This window comes from Bremerella sp. P1, assembly GCF_028748185.1.
Taxonomy (GTDB): Bacteria; Planctomycetota; Planctomycetia; order Pirellulales; family Pirellulaceae; genus Bremerella.
Map to the genome: position 1 here is coordinate 4479306 of NZ_CP118164.1, position 19499 is coordinate 4498804.

General features: G+C 52.8%; 21 protein-coding genes and 1 pseudogene. 15 read left to right on the forward strand and 7 right to left on the reverse strand.

The genetic code is table 11. The annotated features are described in order from the left end of the window. Positions 1–173: 173 nt before the first annotated feature. From PSR63_RS18855 to PSR63_RS18875, 6 genes and pseudogenes are all read left to right on the forward strand, one after another. Entirely contained in the window at positions 174–806 is a 633-nt protein-coding gene (locus PSR63_RS18855) for a hypothetical protein (protein ID WP_274327228.1), read from the forward strand. 60 nt (positions 807–866) lie between these two features. Beyond that, complete coding sequence (locus PSR63_RS18860; RefSeq protein WP_274327229.1) at positions 867–1160, forward strand: hypothetical protein; 294 nt, start codon at positions 867–869, stop codon at positions 1158–1160. Positions 1161–1208: 48 nt separating this feature from the next. After that, positions 1209–3869: a hypothetical protein gene (locus tag PSR63_RS18865; protein ID WP_274327230.1), complete on the forward strand. Its 2661-nt coding sequence runs from the start codon at positions 1209–1211 to the stop codon at positions 3867–3869. 388 nt (positions 3870–4257) lie between these two features. Then, positions 4258–4392 (forward strand): hypothetical protein, encoded by a 135-nt coding sequence (locus PSR63_RS18870; protein WP_274327231.1) that lies wholly within the window; start codon positions 4258–4260, stop codon positions 4390–4392. Between the two features lie 16 nt (positions 4393–4408). Beyond that, positions 4409–4567 (forward strand): annotated as a pseudogene (locus PSR63_RS28240) (hypothetical protein); the annotation flags it as partial. Between the two features lie 37 nt (positions 4568–4604). Next, positions 4605–5666 carry a DNA-methyltransferase gene (locus tag PSR63_RS18875; RefSeq protein WP_274327232.1) on the forward strand — a complete coding sequence of 354 codons (1062 nt, stop codon included), beginning with the start codon at positions 4605–4607 and terminating at the stop codon, positions 5664–5666. 5 nt (positions 5667–5671) lie between these two features. Here the strand turns inward: PSR63_RS18875 and PSR63_RS18880 are convergent, their stop codons facing one another. Beyond that, a complete protein-coding gene (locus PSR63_RS18880; RefSeq protein ID WP_274327233.1) occupies positions 5672–5917 on the reverse strand; it encodes a hypothetical protein in 246 nt (81 codons plus the stop codon). Between the two features lie 219 nt (positions 5918–6136). After that, on the reverse strand, positions 6137–6496 hold the full coding sequence (locus tag PSR63_RS18885; protein ID WP_274327234.1) for an HTH domain-containing protein: 360 nt from the start codon (positions 6494–6496) through the stop codon (positions 6137–6139). Between the two features lie 131 nt (positions 6497–6627). On the opposite strand from PSR63_RS18885, the gene PSR63_RS28245 reads away from it, so the two are divergent. The 3 genes from PSR63_RS28245 to PSR63_RS18895 are packed head-to-tail and all read left to right on the forward strand — an operon-like array spanning position 6628 to position 9060. After that, on the forward strand, positions 6628–7131 hold the full coding sequence (locus tag PSR63_RS28245; RefSeq protein WP_443111050.1) for an HNH endonuclease: 504 nt from the start codon (positions 6628–6630) through the stop codon (positions 7129–7131). Beyond that, positions 7118–7582, forward strand: a complete 465-nt coding sequence (locus tag PSR63_RS18890) for a phage terminase small subunit P27 family (RefSeq protein WP_274327235.1) — start codon at positions 7118–7120, stop codon at positions 7580–7582. The genes PSR63_RS28245 and PSR63_RS18890 overlap by 14 nt, the downstream gene beginning before the upstream one ends. Beyond that, positions 7582–9060: a terminase large subunit gene (locus PSR63_RS18895; protein ID WP_274327236.1), complete on the forward strand. Its 1479-nt coding sequence runs from the start codon at positions 7582–7584 to the stop codon at positions 9058–9060. The genes PSR63_RS18890 and PSR63_RS18895 overlap by 1 nt, the downstream gene beginning before the upstream one ends. 322 nt (positions 9061–9382) lie before the next feature. Here the strand turns inward: PSR63_RS18895 and PSR63_RS18900 are convergent, their stop codons facing one another. Continuing rightward, a complete protein-coding gene (locus PSR63_RS18900) occupies positions 9383–9598 on the reverse strand; it encodes a hypothetical protein (RefSeq protein ID WP_274327237.1) in 216 nt (71 codons plus the stop codon). A 317-nt stretch (positions 9599–9915) separates the two neighbouring features. Further along, entirely contained in the window at positions 9916–10236 is a 321-nt protein-coding gene (locus PSR63_RS18905) for an RNA recognition motif domain-containing protein (RefSeq protein ID WP_274327238.1), read from the reverse strand. Between the two features lie 520 nt (positions 10237–10756). Here PSR63_RS18905 and PSR63_RS18910 point away from each other — a divergent pair. The 5 genes from PSR63_RS18910 (at position 10757) to ptsP (ending at position 15290) form a co-directional block, all read left to right on the forward strand. Next, positions 10757–11299 carry a hypothetical protein gene (locus tag PSR63_RS18910; RefSeq protein ID WP_274327239.1) on the forward strand — a complete coding sequence of 181 codons (543 nt, stop codon included), beginning with the start codon at positions 10757–10759 and terminating at the stop codon, positions 11297–11299. Further along, a complete protein-coding gene (locus PSR63_RS18915; protein ID WP_274327240.1) occupies positions 11299–11634 on the forward strand; it encodes a hypothetical protein in 336 nt (111 codons plus the stop codon). Before PSR63_RS18910 ends, PSR63_RS18915 begins: the two co-directional genes overlap by 1 nt. Before the next feature lie 373 nt (positions 11635–12007). After that, the gene (locus PSR63_RS18920; RefSeq protein WP_274327241.1) at positions 12008–13012 is read left to right on the forward strand and encodes a flotillin-like FloA family protein; all 1005 of its coding nucleotides are present in this window, start codon (positions 12008–12010) and stop codon (positions 13010–13012) included. 85 nt (positions 13013–13097) lie between these two features. After that, a complete protein-coding gene (locus PSR63_RS18925; RefSeq protein ID WP_274327242.1) occupies positions 13098–13454 on the forward strand; it encodes a hypothetical protein in 357 nt (118 codons plus the stop codon). A 120-nt stretch (positions 13455–13574) separates the two neighbouring features. Next, positions 13575–15290, forward strand: coding sequence for a phosphoenolpyruvate--protein phosphotransferase (ptsP, locus tag PSR63_RS18930; RefSeq protein ID WP_274327243.1), 1716 nt, complete (start codon positions 13575–13577; stop codon positions 15288–15290). Between the two features lie 165 nt (positions 15291–15455). On the opposite strand, the gene PSR63_RS18935 is transcribed toward ptsP, so the two are convergent. From PSR63_RS18935 to PSR63_RS18945, 3 genes are all read right to left on the reverse strand, one after another. Continuing rightward, positions 15456–16211 carry a sensor histidine kinase gene (locus PSR63_RS18935; protein WP_274327244.1) on the reverse strand — a complete coding sequence of 252 codons (756 nt, stop codon included), beginning with the start codon at positions 16209–16211 and terminating at the stop codon, positions 15456–15458. Positions 16212–16396: 185 nt separating this feature from the next. Then, positions 16397–17197 (reverse strand): hypothetical protein, encoded by an 801-nt coding sequence (locus tag PSR63_RS18940; protein ID WP_274327245.1) that lies wholly within the window; start codon positions 17195–17197, stop codon positions 16397–16399. A 790-nt stretch (positions 17198–17987) separates the two neighbouring features. Further along, positions 17988–19049, reverse strand: a complete 1062-nt coding sequence (locus PSR63_RS18945) for an integrase core domain-containing protein (RefSeq protein ID WP_274327246.1) — start codon at positions 19047–19049, stop codon at positions 17988–17990. A 302-nt stretch (positions 19050–19351) separates the two neighbouring features. On the opposite strand from PSR63_RS18945, the gene PSR63_RS28165 reads away from it, so the two are divergent. Next, the gene (locus PSR63_RS28165) at positions 19352–19474 is read left to right on the forward strand and encodes a hypothetical protein (RefSeq protein WP_338000678.1); all 123 of its coding nucleotides are present in this window, start codon (positions 19352–19354) and stop codon (positions 19472–19474) included. Positions 19475–19499: the final 25 nt, after the last annotated feature.

Genomic DNA, 19499 nt, shown 5'->3' on the forward strand with positions numbered 1-19499 from the left:
AGTTTGCTTGATTTTGTGCAACTGCAATTCGAACAATTGGAAACTGCAAATGCCTGCGGGGTAGCGACTTAGGTCGAGCCGCAGGCTTTTTTGTTCGATTTGCTGCAATTCCGCCGGGGGTTGTCATCGCAAGTTTCGCGGTGGCAATCACCCTCGACATGGAGATTGCAGAAATGAAGGACCGACACACGTCCGCGGACTCTCCGGAGCCCATCACCTCGGAGCCCAAGCCGCTCGATTCGTTCACGCAGGGCTATGTGCAGAAATGTGCTCGCCAGCTGATTGGTCGCCACGGCTTCACCGACTCTGACCGCGCCGAACTTGAGCAGACACTCTTTCTGAAACTGGCTGGGAAGTTCGACCAGGCCAACCCCGACGATCCGCATTGGAAGGCCTTTGTCGCTAAGACGGTCAGTCGTCACATCGCAAGCGTGATCCGGGACCGAAAGGCTCCCAAGCGGGATCACCGCCGAACGATCTCGATCCATGTTCAAGTGACGACCGAGGAAGAAGGGCCGATGGAACTAGCCAACGTGCTGCAGGACCACGAGAAGCCCTCGCGCCGTAGCCAGGAGCTTCGCTGTGAACAGGAACTTGCCGAGCTTCGGGAAGATGTGGCGGCCTGTATCCAGCGACTACGTGATCCTCGGTTTCGCGTACTTTGTAAACATCTGATGAATGGTACCGTCGCCGAGGCCGCGCGAAACATGGATGTTCCACGATCAACCATTGACGCATGGCTCCCAAAGATCCGTCATCGATTTGAGGAGATGGGACTTTCAGAATATTTGCAAATTCCTTCGTGATTTCGCGACGGAGTTGGGTTGTTAATAGATAGGGACCAATACGTAAGTAAGGAACGACCTATGAAGACTGAAGTGTATCGATACCGTTTTGCTAAAGACGTTTCTAGTGATGATGTCGAGGCCGCGATTCTGCTATCGATCTGGGCGTGTGAGTCTCTCCGCGGCGAGTCGCAAACCCGAATGGATGCCACGCATTTCTTCGACACCGAAGAGATGAGCTGCGTCATTGATGCAGGGACGGATATCGGCATGGATTTCAATCGGCTGTTCGTCGGGTTTCTGACCCGGGAGATGGGGCCAGATGCGTTTCGTATCGAACGGGTGAAGAAGCCCGTGGAGGCCGTTGCTGCTTAGTCGTCGCACATCAAACGCTCGGATGCCAGGTTTAGGAGGGCCGATTGAATGGAGTCAAACACGCAGGGAGATCATCCTCCAGGCGACATGCTCGAAGACGTCGAAATCGCCAATCGATTTCTGACCACACTTTTTGGCGAGCACGACACGATTCTGTTCCGGCCCATTGAGACCTGGACTGAAGAGGGAAAGAAACGCAGCAGCGTTGATTATCGCAACACGTGCTATCGAGAAGCTGATCCCTCTCAGTTGAATGAAACCTTGCTGCAGCTAATTCGTAAGTCTGCGGCATACCGTTTGAACTTGTTCTTTGGAGTATGTCCACGATTAGGCGGTGACGGTCAGTACGATCTGGCTTGGCAAATCAGGACCGTTCGGTCGCTGTGGTGTGATATCGATCATGCCACCCTCGACGAGGTTCGCGCACGTTTGAAAGAGTCATCGCTGCCTGAGCCGTCTATCGTGGTTCACTCCGGGAATGGAGTTCATCTTTATTGGCTGCTCGACCAGCCTTTCATGATTGATGATATTGGCGATCCGCCCGCGGTACAGCTCGAATGGCAAGAGGGAAGCAAGAAGCCCCGAAAGTACATCGTCCAGGACCAGGAAAAGATCTATCTCGAGCAACGACAGAAGCTGCCTACGCTAAGTCCCAAGGCCCAACACGTCCAGGACATCTTGGCAGGTATCGCGGATACCGTCGGTGGTGACCACACGACTGATTTGTCGCGTCTTCTGCGGATACCGGGTTCTCTCAACCGAAAAGATGAGCGATCTGGCCAAGAGCCTGTGCCCACAGCACTCGTTGAGTGCCATCCGACGCGAAAGTATTCGCTCACAGACTTCGAGTCGTTCAAAAGAGCATCAGCGGAAGAGGAGCGAGCCAAGAAGATTGCCAGCATGCCTCTGCCACAGCCCCGTCGCATGTCGGCTGGAAAGGCAGACAAACTATCAGAACTGATTGCGATCAGCGAACTGACGGAGCCAGGCAGGCGTTCTGAAGCGGACTTCTCGGTGTGTTGCTTCGCTATTCAGAACGGCATTTATAAAGACGAAGTCTGGCGGCGCGTAGAAGGCGTTGGCAAATTCGCCGAAGAGGGTGAACGGTACTTCGATCGCACTTGGGATAAGGCGGAAGAGCTCGTTCGCGCCAAGACGCTCGAGAAACTGGAATTCCAGGCTGGGTTCCATCGACCTACAGATGGTGATGGACTCAATGAAGAGGACGCACATCTCCCAGGCAAGCCGCCAGAAGAGACATATCCGACGATCTGTGTGAAGACATCCTTCACGCCTGTTGCCAAGACGATGTCGCGAATCACCGATATGCTGCTGGAGATAGGTGGCAGTTACGTCCGAGCCGATCAAGTTGTGTTCGTCAGCGGCGAGGAGATCATTCCGATTCTTTCATCAGCCGAATTATCTGGCCTTTTGAATCAATACGTCGAGTTTCTCTTTGTTGAGCACAAGCGGTACAGCTACAAGCCTTTGCCACCGAATTACGGCAGCACTTGGCTGAACCATCCTGGGGAACGTTCTCGCTTACCGGCGATCGACCTGTTCACCCGCAATCCGGTTTATTCCCACGACTGGCGATTGGTGACTCCTGGATATGATCCGAAGTCGAAGATTTTCTATGCCGGACCCGAGGTAACTTCACGTCGCGGGACACATCACCTCGATCGATTGCTCCGCGACTTCTGCTTTAAGACGCCAGGCGACCGCACCAACTACATCGGCATGCTCTTAACGACCGTGTTGATCCCGCACTTTATCGGCTCGAAGCCTGCGGTTCTTTTTAACGGGAACCAGCCGGGGCTAGGTAAGACGGTCCTCGGACAGATCATCTCCATCCTGCGGGACGGTAAAGCGGTTGAGACGGCCTCGTACAACGCCAACGACGAGGAGTTCGAGAAGCGTCTAGGATCCATCGTACGGCGCGGTGCCACCATGATCATTGTGGACAACGCGAAGGGTAAAGGTCGCAGTCCACGCATCGATTCGGCTTGCCTGGAGCGTTCGATTACGGACCCGATTCTATCATTTCGACTGCTCGGTCATTCTCAGGATATCCGTGCGGAAAACGCACACATCTTCTGTTTGACAGCTAACTCGCCTGACGTAAGCCGGGACCTGGTCACACGAAGCATCGTGGTTAATCTCTTCCATGAAGGAAACCCTGAGCGTCGTTCGTTCTCGATCGATGATCCAGAAGGATATGCCATGGAACATCGCCTCGAGATACTCGGTGAGCTCATTGGCATGGTGGAGCATTGGAAAGCGTCGGGTAAGACCCTTGCCACAACTCACTCACGATTCAACAAGCGGGGCTGGGGCAATGTTATCGGCGGCATCCTCGAAGCCAACGGTGAACCCGACTTCCTGCTAAACAGTGAGGAAGCCGCGGTGCAACTCGATGACACACGTCGTGAGTTCAGTGACCTCGTCGCCTCGATGGCCGAACATCCCCAAGGCATGTGGGCGCCCAAAGAGCTGGTCGAGCACTGCGACATGAACGGATTCCTGAGTGAAGAACTTGGAGACGGTTCCCTTCGCTCGAAGACGACGAAGCTCGGAATGCTGGCCGGACGATTTGTTGCCGAATGTTTTGAGCTGACCGACGGCCGCACAGCTACGTTCATTCGATCAGAAGAACGCAAAGGAAACGTCTATCGCGTCGGAATCACCGAGAAAGTGCCGAACCTTTAGGGCTTTGCCGAACCTTTGCCGAACGTTGAATTGACGAAGGTTCGGCACACTTAAGTACAAGGATAGTAACGAGATGCAAACAGACTGCCGAACCTGCCGAACCTTAAAAGCAACCGAGAGCAATGCGCGAGTAAATAACATCATGCATTACACGTATACGTGTATAGGGTGTACTGGAAAAAGGTTCGGCAAGGTTCGGCAAGACCATCTAAGTAACTGTTTGCCAACCACTTATGTCGACGCAAAGGTTCGGCACAACGTTCGGCAAGGGTTCGGCACCATGCAGGTGTCACCCATCTTAAGTCGTGTATCTGCAACGACCTACGTGCACGTTGAAGGTTCGGCAAACGTTCGGCAGCGATCTATCTGAACGAAATGGAGGCAAATCATGTGGCAATGGAAGAAGCGAATCGAACGACTAGTGACGCGCCGTGGCGGGATGGTCCTAGCGCTGGACGCGTTCTTTGTTTTCATGGTGATCTTGTCCGCCGCGATTTGGATTCAGTTCTTTATCAACCTGTGAACTCACGGAGGTACTTATGAAGATCGAACAGTGGAATATCGCGGACGTCACACCGTACCCTAGCAACCCGCGCGTGAGCAACGGCGCAGTTGATGCCGTGGCGAAGTCCCTGGTCGAGTTTGGGTTTCGGCAGCCGATCGTGGTGGACGAAGCGGGCGTGATTATCGTCGGACACACGCGGCTCAAGGCGGCTCAGAAACTGGGCATGACCCATGTGCCGGTGCACATTGCTGAAGGCCTGTCGGATCGCGGACAATCAAACGGCGACCATTGCCGAATGGGACTTGGATCTCTTGCCGATCGAACTGAGTGCCCTCAAGGACGCCGACTACGAACTAGGGCTGCTTGGTTTCAAGGACGACGAACTGGCCAAGATGCTCAGTGGCGACGTGAAGGACGGGCTGAACGATCCCGACGATGTGCCTGAGCCACCAGATGATCCGGTCACCCAGCCAGGCGACTTGTGGATCCTCGGCGACCATCGACTTTTGTGTGGAGATAGTTCTAAGGCGGAGGATGTTGATCGCCTCCTCGACGGTGCCGTGATTCATCTTGTGAATACCGATCCGCCGTACAACGTGAAGGTGGAACCACGCAGCCGAAACGCCATCGCCGCGGGGAATAGCAGCTTTGCAGACTCGAGTAAACGTAAGTCGAATGGTGCCCCCAAGAAGATGCGGGCCAAGGATCGACCGCTGGCGAATGACTTCGTGACGGACGAGGAGTTCGATCGGTTACTCGACGCTTGGTTCGGCAACATGGCACGAGTGTTGGCGCCTGGACGTGCCATCTATATTTGGGGCGGATTCAGCAACTGTGCGAACTATCCGCCATTTCTCAAGAAGCATGGATTGTACTTCAGTCAGGCGATTATCTGGGATAAACAGCATCCGGTGTTGACGCGAAAAGATTTCATGGGCGCGCACGAATGGTGCTTTTACGGTTGGAAAGAAGGCTCAGCCCACCAGTTCTTTGGTCCCAACAACGCCACCGACCTGTGGCACGTGAAGAAGGTCAATCCGCAGGCAATGGTCCATTTGACGGAGAAGCCCGTGGAGCTGGCTGTACGAGCGATTCAATACTCGTCGCGAGAGAGTGAAAACGTGCTCGACCTATTTGGTGGGAGCGGCTCGACGTTGATTGGCTGTGAGCAGACTGGTCGCAAAGCGTATCTGATGGAACTGGATCAGGCCTACGCGGACGTAATTGTTGAAAGGTGGGAATCTTTTACTGGGAAGAAGGCTGAACGTGTTTCGGCGGAGGTGGTGGCGTGAGCGTTCTACAGAATCTTCCCCAACAAGCTCTGGTTCATCACGTGGATCGCCTCGACCGCAACCAGGTGCTCCTGAATCAGGACATGGTCGTTGGTGTCGCCCACCCCGATGTCAGCGAACTCCAGCGATTGGGCCAGGCTCTGCAGGCCTTCGACCGCTTTGTAGTACGCGTCGCGGATCTCCTGGTACTGGTGTGGATCCATCTTCTGGAAGGCATCGCGAAGTTTGGTTTCGTGGGCGTTGGCGGGCATGGTTCGGTCTCCGGTTTGGGTTGCGTTTCGTATGACACACATGAGCCATGGAAAGCTGAAAACATCAAGCTTCGTTCGCAGCGATTCAGCAGCTTTCTTTTGGGCCGCGAGGTTGGGCCGTGTGGCGCCGGAGTAGAAGACTGGCGTAACGAAGCCACCAACGAAAAAACGCCCAAACGTAGCGAACGTCGGGCGTTGTGTGGCAATTTACCGAGTGGCCTAGCCGTTGGTCGTGAACTTGCCTCGTTCGGTCTTCTTGAACCGGGCGTCTTTACCTTTCGTGTTGATCTCTCGGAGGATCGCCGAGTAGAGCGTGGCGTGCGGCGTCTTACCGCCTGGGCTGGACCAGTATTTCTTCTCGGCCATCGCGTCGATCATCTGCTTGGCGTTCAGCGGCTCCTTCGATTCGGTCAGTACCTTGGCCGCGGCGTCGAGAGCCGACAGGCGTTTGGTGGCGGGTTGTTTAGCGGGCTTGGCTTCGGCTGGCTTCGTGCCTTTTGCGGATCGTCCTTTCGTGGTGCCCTTGGTGCTGCCCTTCTTCGTAGCAGCGGTCGTGCGAGTGGTTTTCTTCGTGGTCATGGTTCTTCTCCAAATAGTAAATGGTTGGTCGCGATCCGTGTCGCGTGGACACACATGAGCCATGCATTTGAAAACACATCAAGCGCATCCAGCAGCAATTCAGAAGATTCTCTCTACACGGAGGTAGTGCCATGCCTAAGCGTTTGAAAAGGCGGAGCGATACGAAGAGACGCGTCGGTCGAGACATCTACGAGGTGCGGCGCGGTTCGTCTTCCTCGCAAGGCTACGACGCCGATTGGGAACGGATCGCCAAGCGTCGGCGCCAACTCGATTACTACTTGTGCCAGGAGTGTTTGAAGCGTGGTCTAAGCACTTCAGCCAAGGACGTCGACCACATCATCCCGTTGCACGTCCGACTCGACTGGCGACTCGAGATAGACAACACGCAGGTGCTTTGTCGCATGCATCATCGAGCTAAAACAGAGCGAGATAACGAACTTTTCGGGTCGAGTACGGAGGTCAATGTGAGTGCCATTCAGCAAGCCCGCAGAGATGCCGCTAGAAGGCTCCAGGAGCCTCTCAGAGGCCCGGGGGCGGGTCAAATAGTGACGCTGGTCGGCATGGGAACGCGTGCCCCCAAACACATATGCGCCCGCGAATTTAGAAGCCAGGGGGTGAAGAATGAGAGGTCGTAAACCGAAGCCGACGGTACTGAAAATCCGCGAGGGGAATCCTGGTAAGCGTTCGCTCAATAAGGCCGAGCCGAATGCTCCTAGCGATGTACCGACGTGCCCAGAGTTCCTGGACGAAGTGGCTCAGGAGGAGTGGGACCGCATCTCGGGAATTCTCACGGAAATGGGCCTGCTCAGTACAGCCGATCGCGCCGCACTTGCTGCCTATTGCACGGTGTACAGCCGCTGGGTTCACGCAGAAGAACAAGTGAAGAAGTTCGGCACGATCGTGAAGTCCCCCGAAAAGAATTTCCCCATGAAATCGCCGTATCTAACGGTCGCTGACCAAGCGATGGAATCGATGCGGAAGTTTCTGGTCGAGTTCGGTCTGACGCCATCCAGCCGCAGTCGTATCCGCGTGGAAACCAAGAAGTCTGCCGAGGATGAGTTTGACGCATTTGTGGGGGCAGGGTAGTGGACGTAACTCAGCAGTGGGTGAGAAGCTCCAGTGACGAGCGTGCCGTAGACGATGGCTGTTGGTTCGATGAAGAAGCGGCCCAACGCGTGCGTGAGTTCTTCCTCCGGTTTCTGAAGCACTCGAAGGGCCAGTGGGCCGGTAAACCGTTCGAGCTGTTAGGTTGGCAATGGACCGACGTGGTGGCCCCACTGTTCGGTTGGAAGCGAGCTGACGGGACTCGTCGCTTTCGCCGCGGCTATATCGAGGTGCCTAAGAAGAATGGGAAGAGCACACTGTTTGCTGGCTTGAGCTTGTACCTGCTGACGTGCGATGGCGAACCGGGGGCCGAAATCTACAGCGCAGCCTCGGATCGGGATCAGGCTTCCATCGTGTTCAATGAAGCAGCTAATATGGTCGACTACTCACCGCACCTGGCGTCGCGTCTTAAAGTGGTCCGTTCCACCAAGCGGATCGTGGACCATCGCAGTCGTTCTTTCTATCGCGCCCTATCCGCAGAGGTGCCGACCAAAGAAGGCCTCAATGCCCATGCGGTGCTGATGGACGAACTCCATGCTCAGAAGTCTCGGGAACTGTGGGACACGCTACGTTACGCGGGTGCTTCACGTAGACAGCCCCTCATGCTGGCCATTACGACTGCGGGGTTCGATCGGTTGAGCATCTGTTGGGAACAGCACGAATACGCGCGGCAGGTCCTGGAGGGGATCGTTGAGGATACGGCCTTCTTCCCCTACATCTCCGCCGCGGATGTTGAGGAAGACTGGACCACGCCTGAGGTGTGGCAGAAGGCGAACCCTAGTTTCGGCATTACCATCGACGCGGAACAGTTCGCCGAGGACTGTCGGGAAGCCCAGGAATCACCCGCCAAGGAGAACTCCTTCCGTCGGTACAGGCTTAACCAGTGGACGCAGCAGGAGTCGAGGTGGCTGAACATGGAGAAGTGGGACGCATGCGATGATGCCCTGGCGGAACTGGATGGTCGCACTTGTTTCGCGGGACTAGACCTATCCTCAACCACCGATATCTCCGCCCTTGTCCTTGTATTTGAGGAAGATGACCAATACGACGTGCTGCCGTTCTTCTGGGTACCGGAGGAAGGTGCCAAGCGGCGTGAGAAACGAGACCACGCCCCCTACGTGCCGTGGATTCAGCATAGGTACGTCGAAGCGTCACCGGGTGAAGTTGTCGACTACGAACGCATCCGGGCCCGGATCAACGAATCGGGCAAACGATTCAAGATCGAACAGATCGCGATCGACCGATGGAATGCGACACAATTGGCCACGCAACTCGATGACGATGGATTCGAGATCGTATCGTTTGTCCAGGGATATGCGAGTATGTCGGCACCGACGAAGAAGCTGGAAGAATTAGTCCTGTCCAGGAAGCTACGTCACGCCGGGCACCCTGTGCTCCGCTGGATGGCTGGCAACGTGGCAATCGAGCAAGATGCGGCCGACAACTGGAAACCGTCCTAGAAGAAGAGTCAGGAGCGGATTGATGGGATCGTGGCGCTCGTGATGGCGGTGGACTTGGCGACTCGACATGTGGAAGACAAGAGCATCTACTCGGAGCGGGGAATGTTGTTTCTCTAGCTGAATTGTGATACGCCTTCCTTCGCTTCTTTGAAATCGTTCGGGTAATTGTTGGATAGCCTCAATGCCGGTGTTATTCCGTGGCCAGCGGACCAAAATCAACTCCTACTCAGACTTCCTAAATGGTTTGCGATAATTGCCGCCTAAGTAAAAACGACCAACGCAAGACATGTGAAGAGATCGACACACAAAGCCGCAGACTACCTCAGGTAGAACTTCGCATTTCGGCATAGCCGCTACGAGTTAGCGAGAATGCACCGGCGAATTTTTCACGAACAAGGAATCGTTTGGTGACCAAGCTGTCCAAGGCAGGCGTCTTGGCAATCAAGTCCACACCGTTGAAGCAGAGCATTTCGCCAGGTTCCATATAAAACTTGCGAAATGATTGCAGGACGGTTATCTCGGTAGAGGAGAGCATCATTCGTCGCTCGCGATAAAATTGGGAAGCGGCGCGCGATCGAATCCATTCCCAAGTCAACGCGCGTTGGGGCGTCATCGTTGATAACGAAGAATTGCTAGGTTGATTCCTTGCGGATGCGTTTCCGTTTGCGTTTTTCTTCCGCTTTGCGTTTCTTTTCTACCTCGCGGCGATGCTTTTCAATAGTGTTTGTATTCTTGGCCATGACTTCCCCGTGGCAGTAGAAGAAAAGATAGCGTATGCGGACGTGCTGCCACATCCGCACACGCGCGACCTAATTGAACCCTTGGATCCAGATTTAGAAATCGCGTTTGTTGCGATTAATAACGTCGACCACGATCGCCGCCGTGACCACGTCCACCGCCATATCCGCCGCCACTGCCACTACGACTTTCACGCGGCTTGGCTTCATTGACCGTCAAGCTTCGGCCGCCTTGCATCGATTCGTTCAGTCCATTGATGGCCGCTTCCGCTTCGGAATCGGAATTCATTTCCACGAAACCAAAGCCCTTGCTGCGACCCGTGTCGCGATCGATCACGATCTGGGCGTTTTCGACTTGGCCGAAAGCACCGAACATTTGTTCCAGGTCCGATGTGGAAACTTCGTAACTAAGATTGCCGCAATACAGTTTTTTACCCAACACAGATCTCCAAATTGAGTACCAGGAAATGGCACATAGCCGCGTCCCGAAAGAAAAAAGAAAGTGATCGAAAGTACGATCTACTAGTTGGGACGGGCGAAAGAGCGTCGGGGACCAGCCCTTTGAGAAGGGGTGAAAGCGTAGTCACGATCGACTGACCAACCGTAAGCAGTCTACGCCCCATTCAAGGAACAGGATAGGTCAAATCCCAAAGTAATCGGCAAACAACGCAGCGGTATTGGGCATTCGCCTCAGTGCGGACGCTCGTCCGGCATCTATTTCGGACGCACAATGTGGCCCTCGAAACTCTGCTCCAAATGATGTAACCACTGTGCTGACCATCAGATCCAGTCATGCCAATACCGGCGTGCAGGATGTGATAGCAGAACCGATAGCATGAATCGTTGACCTTGTTCAAAGTTTTTCCATATCCTCAGCACGAAATAAAAGATACAATATTTGTACGTCAAAAAAGGGGATCTAATAAAAGATCTCGGAAGAAGAGGCACAGGAGAACCCAATGTCGCGTATACGAATCACACGCAATGCATTCTTGGCCGACCGGCAAGGTAATAAGTTTGCCGATGTCGTGAACGATCAAGAACAACCCTTCGATGCGGTGCTCAAATTCTTTAGCGATGCGGATCGGCAGCGACGAATGGAAGAGTCAGAAACTCATCACGATCGAGCACCACTTGCTGGTGTCGTGCGTGAACTCGAAGCTCAGCCAGAGATTAATCAGTTTCTGGCCGGGGTTCATGTAAAACGTACAACGCGTTTGCGACAAGCTATTGGGGTCATCGTTCGAATGATTATGGAGCGTCGAGGCTGGCAGAAAACGGGAAAGAAAGGCTCGTTAGGTGTTCGCGCTGCGACCTCTGACGAAACTCCGAAGCATAATAGCGGAGGTCTGGCATTTTGGTTCGTTCGAGCCGAGCGATACGAGCGCACCGATGGAAAACGATTCCTTACCGTGCAGGAACGCTGCTTGGAGTTTCCGGCGGCAGTCGCCCGCAAACGTTCATCAAAAGGACGCAAACGCGTCACAGAAAGGACGGCCTAGTGACACTATTGGAATGGATGATCAGTTACTTATCGGACCGCAACAAAGCAAATTCTTTGTACCGAAGAGGTATGAGCAAGGCTAAGAAGCACAATCATCAAGGGGCAATTGAGGACTATACAATGGCCCTTGGTGTACCGGACACGCCGTCCGAAATGAGGGCCATGATTCTTTATAATCGTGGACTTGTCCATGTCGCTGCAGGAATGGCCTCCGAGGGGGCCGATGACTTGAACGCGGTATTGGCGATGGACGAAGTTGCGCCAAATGTAAAAACAGCCGCAGAGAGGAAGCTTAGTCGGATTAAAGCTCGAAAGAGCAAGCGAATTGCTTAATTCCGCAGGCATCCGAAGTCGGCTCATAAGATCGGAAGCATTTGCGTATTTGACTGGGATACGCACGTACAAATCACAAAGGTGGTGACTTGGAAATATCGACTTCCGAGAGCTATCGCGTTTGCGTCTGACTTAGCCTCATTGGCGGGTAGGCAGATCTCTAGAAGTACCGATCCTGAGTCGTACGCTAGGCTGATTTATCGAGCTTGAAGCACGAGGCCGGTCATTTCTCACGTGGGCAACACTCTCAGTGATGCTGGCCCGCGTGACTCAAGCTATTCGAGTTTTGCTTCCTTGCACGGATTTCTTGTCTCATCGAAGCGTGCATCGATGCAATTGAATGCACATCAACGATGTGCGAAAGCGAACGAACATGATCGCATACTTGAGCTTAGTTCTAGCCGGGGGCATCCTGGCCGTCGTAGTCATCCTCTTGATCTGGTACTTCCGACTATGGTTGCAGGCCTATTCAACCGGAGCAAGTATTGGCTTTGTCAATCTCATTTTCATGTCCTTGCGAGGAGTCAATCCACACGCCGTGGTTGAATGCAAGATCATGGCGGTTCAGTCAAGATTGGCCATAGTGGAGACTCGCGTTATCGAAGCATTATACCTGGCCGGAGGTGATATCCGTCGCGTGACACTAGCTGTGATCGCGGCCGATCGGGCAGGCATTCGCTTGGATTGGGATACGGCAGCCGCGATTGATCTTGCCGGACGAGATATTCTGGATGCGGTCAAGACGAGCATCCTTCCCAAGGTCATCCTGATCCCCGATCCCGACGATGCTCGAAGCGACGTGTTATACGGTGTCGCGAAGGATGGTGTCCAACTTAAAGTCATGGTAAGAGTAACCGTCCGGACAAATCTGCTGCAGCTTATTGGAGGTGCAACGGAATCGACCGTCGTGGCACGTGTCGGTCAGGGGGTCATCTCGGCAATTGGTTCTTGCGATTGTTACCAGGAAGCACTTCGGGATCCGATGCTAATTACACGCAAGGTTCTGGATAAGGGATTGGATGCGGATACGGCCTACGCAATTGTCTCCATCGACATTGCAGACATCGATGTAGGGCGAAACATTGGAGCCAAGTTGCAGATAGACCAGGCCAACGCAGATTTCCGCATTGCCCTGGCATTGGCCGAAAAACGACGTGCTATGGCGATCGCAAAACATCAAGAGATGCGAGCAAAGCATGCCAAGAGTCGTGCGAGCGTCGTACACGCCGAAGCCGAGATTCCCGTTTCTTTGGGTCAGGCTTTTCGCGACGGAAATATTCAGACACAGAACGTGCCAGTCTCACAGCAGCGATCAAGTCGTCGCTTCCCCTTGATAGCGAATCTGGCCGCTTCGAACACAGCAATGGTGCCCGATTGAGATTGGGTACGTGACATCTCAGCCAAGACTGTTGGAAACGTCACTAACTTTTTGAAGTAAATGAACTAATCGAAGGAGTCGTCTCATGGACAACTCATATCTCCTGATTGCTGCTATGGCGCGGCAATGTAAGCAACTAATTCAAGAACGCAAGATCACCGAATCGAGACTGCCGAAAGCGTTACAGCCTACGCATCTCGAATGGATGTGCGAACAAATCGAGCAGCATTCCGACGACACACCGGCAACGAAACTGCATCGTTGGATTGGATTCGTTCAATGTGCGCTCCTGGCACACGGCATCCTTGATCTCGACGGGCTCAAAGCAATGTTCAATGAGGCGAAGCGAGATCATGGAGAGGCAGCAGAAGATTTAGAAGATTTGACCGACCACCTCGATCCTTCCAACTCATTCGAGTTTGAGATTGGTGGAGAAGGCTAGTTCTTCTGGCCGTGACATACTCTCTTTGCGAAGCATTTCTCGTGGAGTGGGAATGAGGGTTTGTCGCAATGCCCAAGATCTTGATCGACAAAACATTACAACGGAAGGTGGCTAATTACTATGATCACGTTACAGGGAATTCCCTTGTCACCAGGTATGGCGGACGGAATTGCTATCGTCTACGACTATGAAGTCGAACGAAGACTCGAACTACCTAATCGGCCAGTTTCTGATACGGACGTTGAAAACCAGGAAACCAGACTCGATGATGCCCTCGCTCAATCAACACAGGAACTGAAGTCCGCCGAAACGTTTGCCCTAAACGAACCAAGACTCATAGGCACAGCGCAACTCCTGTCAGTTCATGCGTCGATAGCTCAAGAGATCGCTGCTCTTGTACGTAAGAGAATTACGACGGATCGAATTAATGCTGAAGAGGCCTTGGATGGGGTCGTTCAAGAGTTTATAGAGCGTTTCGAGAAACTTGAGAACAACTATATCCGCGAACGTGAGCAGGATGTTCGTGACGTTGGACGTCGAATTCTAAAGCATCTCATCACTCCCATTCCTTGCTCGCGCGAACCATTGCCCGCAGGCTCTGTTGTCATCACCCGTGAGCTAATGCCATCGGAAGCCGTGGAACTGGTCAAGTCCGGTGTCGTTGCCATCCTTACCGAACGTGGAGGAACTCTTAGCCATACAGCAATCGTTGCCCGATCTCTCGGGATTCCAGCGATTTCCGGAATTCCAGAACTTGTATCAAGAGTTCAACCAGGAACTCGAATTCTCGTTGACGGCGAGACCGGACGTGCCGAAATCACGCCGACTAAGGAAGCGGAGTTGCTTTTCTTAGCCCACGCAAAAGAGCGTGAGTCTCGCAAGTCTAAGATCGCGCGAGAAGAGGAGCTCCCTTGCGTGACTAGTGATGGCGTATCGATCAGGTTGTTTGGCAATATGGGCTTGCCAATGGAAGCCAAGGATGCCGTCGAGCATAACCTTTCTGGTGTTGGACTCTTTCGAACGGAGTTTCTCTTCCTTGAATCACGCGAACGTCCCAGTCTGGAGGAGCAAGTCGAAATATACAGTAAGATGTCGAGTGGTCTTGGTAATCTTCCCCTGACGATAAGAACATTCGATCTCGGCGGCGACAAATTGCCACCTTTCCTACTTTCAGAAAAACCACACGCCAATGCCAGTCTCGACTTGCGAGGCTTACGGTTTTCACTTCAGGAAGTGGAACTGTTGGATACTCAATTGAAGGCAATCTTACACGTAGCTAGGACTGCCAATGTTCGTATCCTATTTCCTATGGTTATTGGCCCAGAAGATTTCTCACATGCAATCCGAGCCGTTGAACGAGCGACCGGCTACGTTGGGATCCAGCAAAGACCAAAAATTGGCGCAATGATTGAGACGCCGGCGGCGTTATTTGCCTTAGACGAAATTCTAGAACTGGCTGATTTCGTGGCGATCGGCACAAACGACTTAACGCAATACATGTTAGCAGTGGACCGGAGCCTCATTGATAGCAACGATGATTGTTCCGCGATGCACCCGGCGGTGATCCGAGCAATCAAACTGATTGTCGATGCCTCTGATCAGCACAAGTGTCCCTTATGTGTATGCGGAGAGGAAGCTGGGGATGTTGATTTTGCACGCTTGCTTGTTGGGCTAGGGGTTCGCGAATTGAGTGTAACTCCTCACCGTGCTGCCGCCGTGCGTCACGCAATTCGTCAAGTTTGTTTTGGCGAACTAAAGGAGACCGCGAAATTATCGCTAAAGTGCCACACACCGCAAGAAGTGCATGACTTATTCAAACGCTACACCGAAGCCTAAGTCCCAAGAGTTCTTAGCTGAGGAAGAACTCCAGCCGAGACCTATGAAATGTAGAATACTTCAGCAAATGCCAACGATTATTTCATTACTGTGACTCGTCTTTAGAACAGTATGCATGAAGAGTTGCCCAAGATTGGCCTTGTGGAAATTGAGATGCTTGCAAGATTAAGCCTCCAAGTGGTCATCCAAACCATAGCGTGGTAGCGTGACGACAACGCTGGTTCCTTGGCTCTCGCCGCTGGACACAGCAACTGAGCCACAGCATTGTTCGACCATATATCTGACGACCGCTAGTCCGCCACCGAGCCCTGCTGCCCTGGTCGAAGCGGATCGGTAGAACAGTTCATCTTCACCTGACCATTTGGAAGCCGGGGCACCACTGCCATTGTCAGTAAACCGAAGCTCGTAGGCGTTGGCCAGTGTGGTAAGTTCTATGCCGAGTCGTACTTCCCCTTTTTCGTCATTTCGAAGCCGAAGGGCATGCACGATAAGATTATCGACGATATTTCGAAATCTTGCAGGGAACCATTCGATGTATTCGTGATCCAGATCAAGACGAAGGACTGCTTTAGGGGCTCCACTGATCCGTTGTTGCCACCGAAAGACTTGCTGAATCAGCGGACGAATAGCGATTGCGACCACTTGGTCAAATGCAGGGTGATAACCTGGTGGCTCGGTGACATCGTAAAGAATCTCACGGAAGTGGGAACACGCTTTCTCAATAGATGTCAGTCGTCCTGAAAAATTTGGAGGCTCGGATACATCGCTACAGAGCCCAAGGGTTTGTTCAATGTATTCGCGAGCAATGTGTTGTAGAAACTGGTCGCGGCGACGCAGTCGATCGATTTCTAATTCTAGCTCCGCCACATAGCTCAACAAAAATGGAGCTGGCTCTCCATCTTTGAAACTCGTTGTCAGCATGGGATCACCATTCCTTGAATTGGAAATAGGCATGAATTTTATTTGGACATTGCAGCTCTCGTTTGTTTCCGCTGGATGACGCAGAATAAGGTCCATCAATGCAACAATTCCCCTTCATCCGACAATAATGTATGCCTCGGAAACTATTTCTCTGTTTCCCTAAAACGAACCCGTATCTAGCCGAGTCATCTGACATACAACCCTGGCTGGGCCGCAAACGCATGGTACGACTCGGATGTCAACGAGTAATAAGTCTTTCCGTTGAATTGCTTGGTTCCGTAGGCAAATGCCTTTGGAAACTCTTTGTTCATGACAGGATCGTGGACCAGCGAATCGATTTGGTAATACTCTGAAAAGTAAATCTCGAAGTAGATTTGAGCAAACTCGACTAGCTTGTTGTCAATCCACTCGGCAATCAATTGTTGCGAACAACCATCAGCCGAAATGGTCAGCCGATCATGAGCTTTGAATTTGACATAGACCGGAATGACTTCCAGTTTGAAATCCAAGATCAAATTGTCGAAGTCTTGGTCTGCATCAAGGTTAAATTCGAGCACGACCTTCGCATGGCAGCGTTCCGAATTCGGAACCGTAAGGGTGACCGTTCTTCTAAATTCACAGGGTCTCGTTTCCTGCTGGCCGCCCCATTTTTCGTTTATCTGGAAATCTTGGAATGCCTCAATGCTCACGAAGGCATTCAGTTGTTGGCGAAGAAGATGTTGCAATCTGCCAGCAACATCGCGGAGGTCTTCGCATTTGGCTTGTTGAACGTCGAACGCCTTTCGAGCGGAAGCTCTTATGGACTCAACGCGGGCATTGGCGCCATCCACTTCCATTTGAAGACGGCCAATCAGGTTGCTACTAACACCCACGGGCCTATCAGGACTCTCGATCCATTCGGGGCTGATTTCATGTTCCTGAGAAACTTGGGTCATGGTTCTACCTTTAATTGCAAAGTATGGCAGAGAATTGCTTGCCAGTCGCACGATTGCGATTTTCATTGATCGCTGGACGGAAGCACCTTCCTGCAGTGAGTTGTGCTCTGAGAGCATGGCGACTACGCCCCCTAGCAGTGAAGAGAATCCTTTTCGATTCTGAGCTCACGGGCCTGGGCTTTGGAAACAGAGTTGTGTTCCACCAAGTGGCGTGGACCTTTGCTCTTTACTTTCAGACTCGGCAAAGGTCGCTCATGACACAATGGGCGAAGGCCATCGCCAGAAAAGTTGACGCCCAGCATGCGTTAACTACCTTGAAACGCATGAAAACACCGATATGGACAATTGCCCAGAGGTACCCTACGTCATCGGCTTACTCTTCATCGGGCCTGTTGGAGAATCTAACTTGCCCGCTATCTAGTCAACAGAAGCAATTTTGGCTGGAAAACATCTCTGATCTCTCAGCCTCTACCTAATTCTACCACTCGACATAGGAACTTGATATAGACAACGGAAAACAATTCGTAGAACTCCCTAGAACGACGGCGGTTGTAGAAACCACGCCTTTGTTTTGTGGGAGCATGGTGAGGGAGATGCATCGCAAGATAACCGTGAGAATAGCAAATAAGATTCCTGTCCCGTGCAAAAAGTCAGATGTCGATTTGAATACGTCAAAAAAGCGACGAAGCTTAGTTGATTGAACATCGGTTGAAGGTATGCGAACCGGAATTATCGACTGCGAATCCGTCTTTCTGGCAGATCTTTCAATCGCGAGCGCAGCACTACAAGTCCGCCGCTTTTGACTTGCTGTTGAACGAGAGAAGGATTTCGGAGAAGCCAATCACGCAGCTTGGCGATGATAGTGCTTTAGCACGCCACCAAGCCGTTCTCGACAGGTGACCGAACCGATCGATACAACTTCCGACTGTGATTCAGCCGGTGTCAGCAGTTGGTTCTCTTTCCCCTGATGCGGTCGATCTTCATGATAGAAGTCGACGAATTCGCTCACCAGATAGTCCATGTGTTCCTTCCCAAACACCACAAAGTGATCCAGGCACTCTTGCTGCAGCGTCTGAATAAAACGCTCTACATAGGCATTGGTGTTCGGCGAACGATAGGCACCCACCTTTACCTCGGTACCGGCTGATTCGAACGCGGCATCGAACGGAGCCTGGTACTTCGTATCCCGATCTCGCATGAGCGTCTGAACCACCATACCTTCAGCTTCGGTGTGCTTGAGGAACGCTAGGGCCTGCTCGGTAACCCACTCTTCATTCGGATGAAACGTCGACGGGCATTTGTATACCTGACGGGATTCAACGTGCAGGAAGATCAACAAGTACAGATCGCGCCAGCCTTTCACGGTGAGAACCCGCTTGGCGTAGAAGTCGCATTGCCACAGCGTTGCGGCATGTCTCTTCAAAAAATCGTCCCAGGTTCCTTCACCGCGTTTCGGCCCTGGCTCGAGCCCGTTCTCCTTCAAGATATTCTTGATCGTGTTCCGCGAGGGAGGTTTAATATTGAGCTTCTTGAGTTCACCCAGGATCCGGGTGTAGCCCCAGTCGTTCTCGCGTGCCATGCGGATGATTAGGTCGCGGATAGGTTCTTTGGTTCGCGGACGTCCTTTGCGAACGGCCTGAGCGTTGGTTGGCTTCTCGGCATCACGAAGCCAGAGCAAGAAGGTTGCTGGTTTGACGATCGTCACTATCTCATGGATGGCGTTTCCCAGCTTTGCCCCAAGCTTTGCAAGACGCGTTCGTTCTTGCACAGTTGTCACGATTCGTTTGGGAAGCCTGGCCCGGAGCACCTCGTTCTCAGCCTTGAGGTATTGGATCTGTGCGGCCAGCTGTTTCTGGGGCGAACCGGCGATCAAGAGCAGCAAATTGTGGTACAGATTCTTCATCGTGCTATGATGCGGAAGTCGTTGGTGACAATGGAGATGTATTCTTTTTTGCACCCCGCAGTATGCTTGGGCTTATTCAAAATCTTCGCCCAGAACATTTCGTCGAGATTCGATCGACGGTCGTAACAGATAGTCCAGATGTGGCATATGTTCTCGGTTGCGGAGGGTTGCTTTCGGGGTCCGAGCCGAACCCTCCGCAATTCAGGAAACGGTTCGGTTCGCTCAGGGGTAGATCGAAAGGGACTCGGAATCGCTAACCCCTTTCCCCGGAATCAGATACCGCGAAATCCCAAACAGAGAACATTCACGAAGAGGGTTCTGCACGGGGAGGAGATGAGATCCACATGATCTGCGAAGTAACCGATGCCGGCGCCCCGCCCCTAACCCGGTACCAGCGTGTTGTGATCCGAGTTGATAGCCCGTAAGGATTACCGCCCGCGCATTGATGCA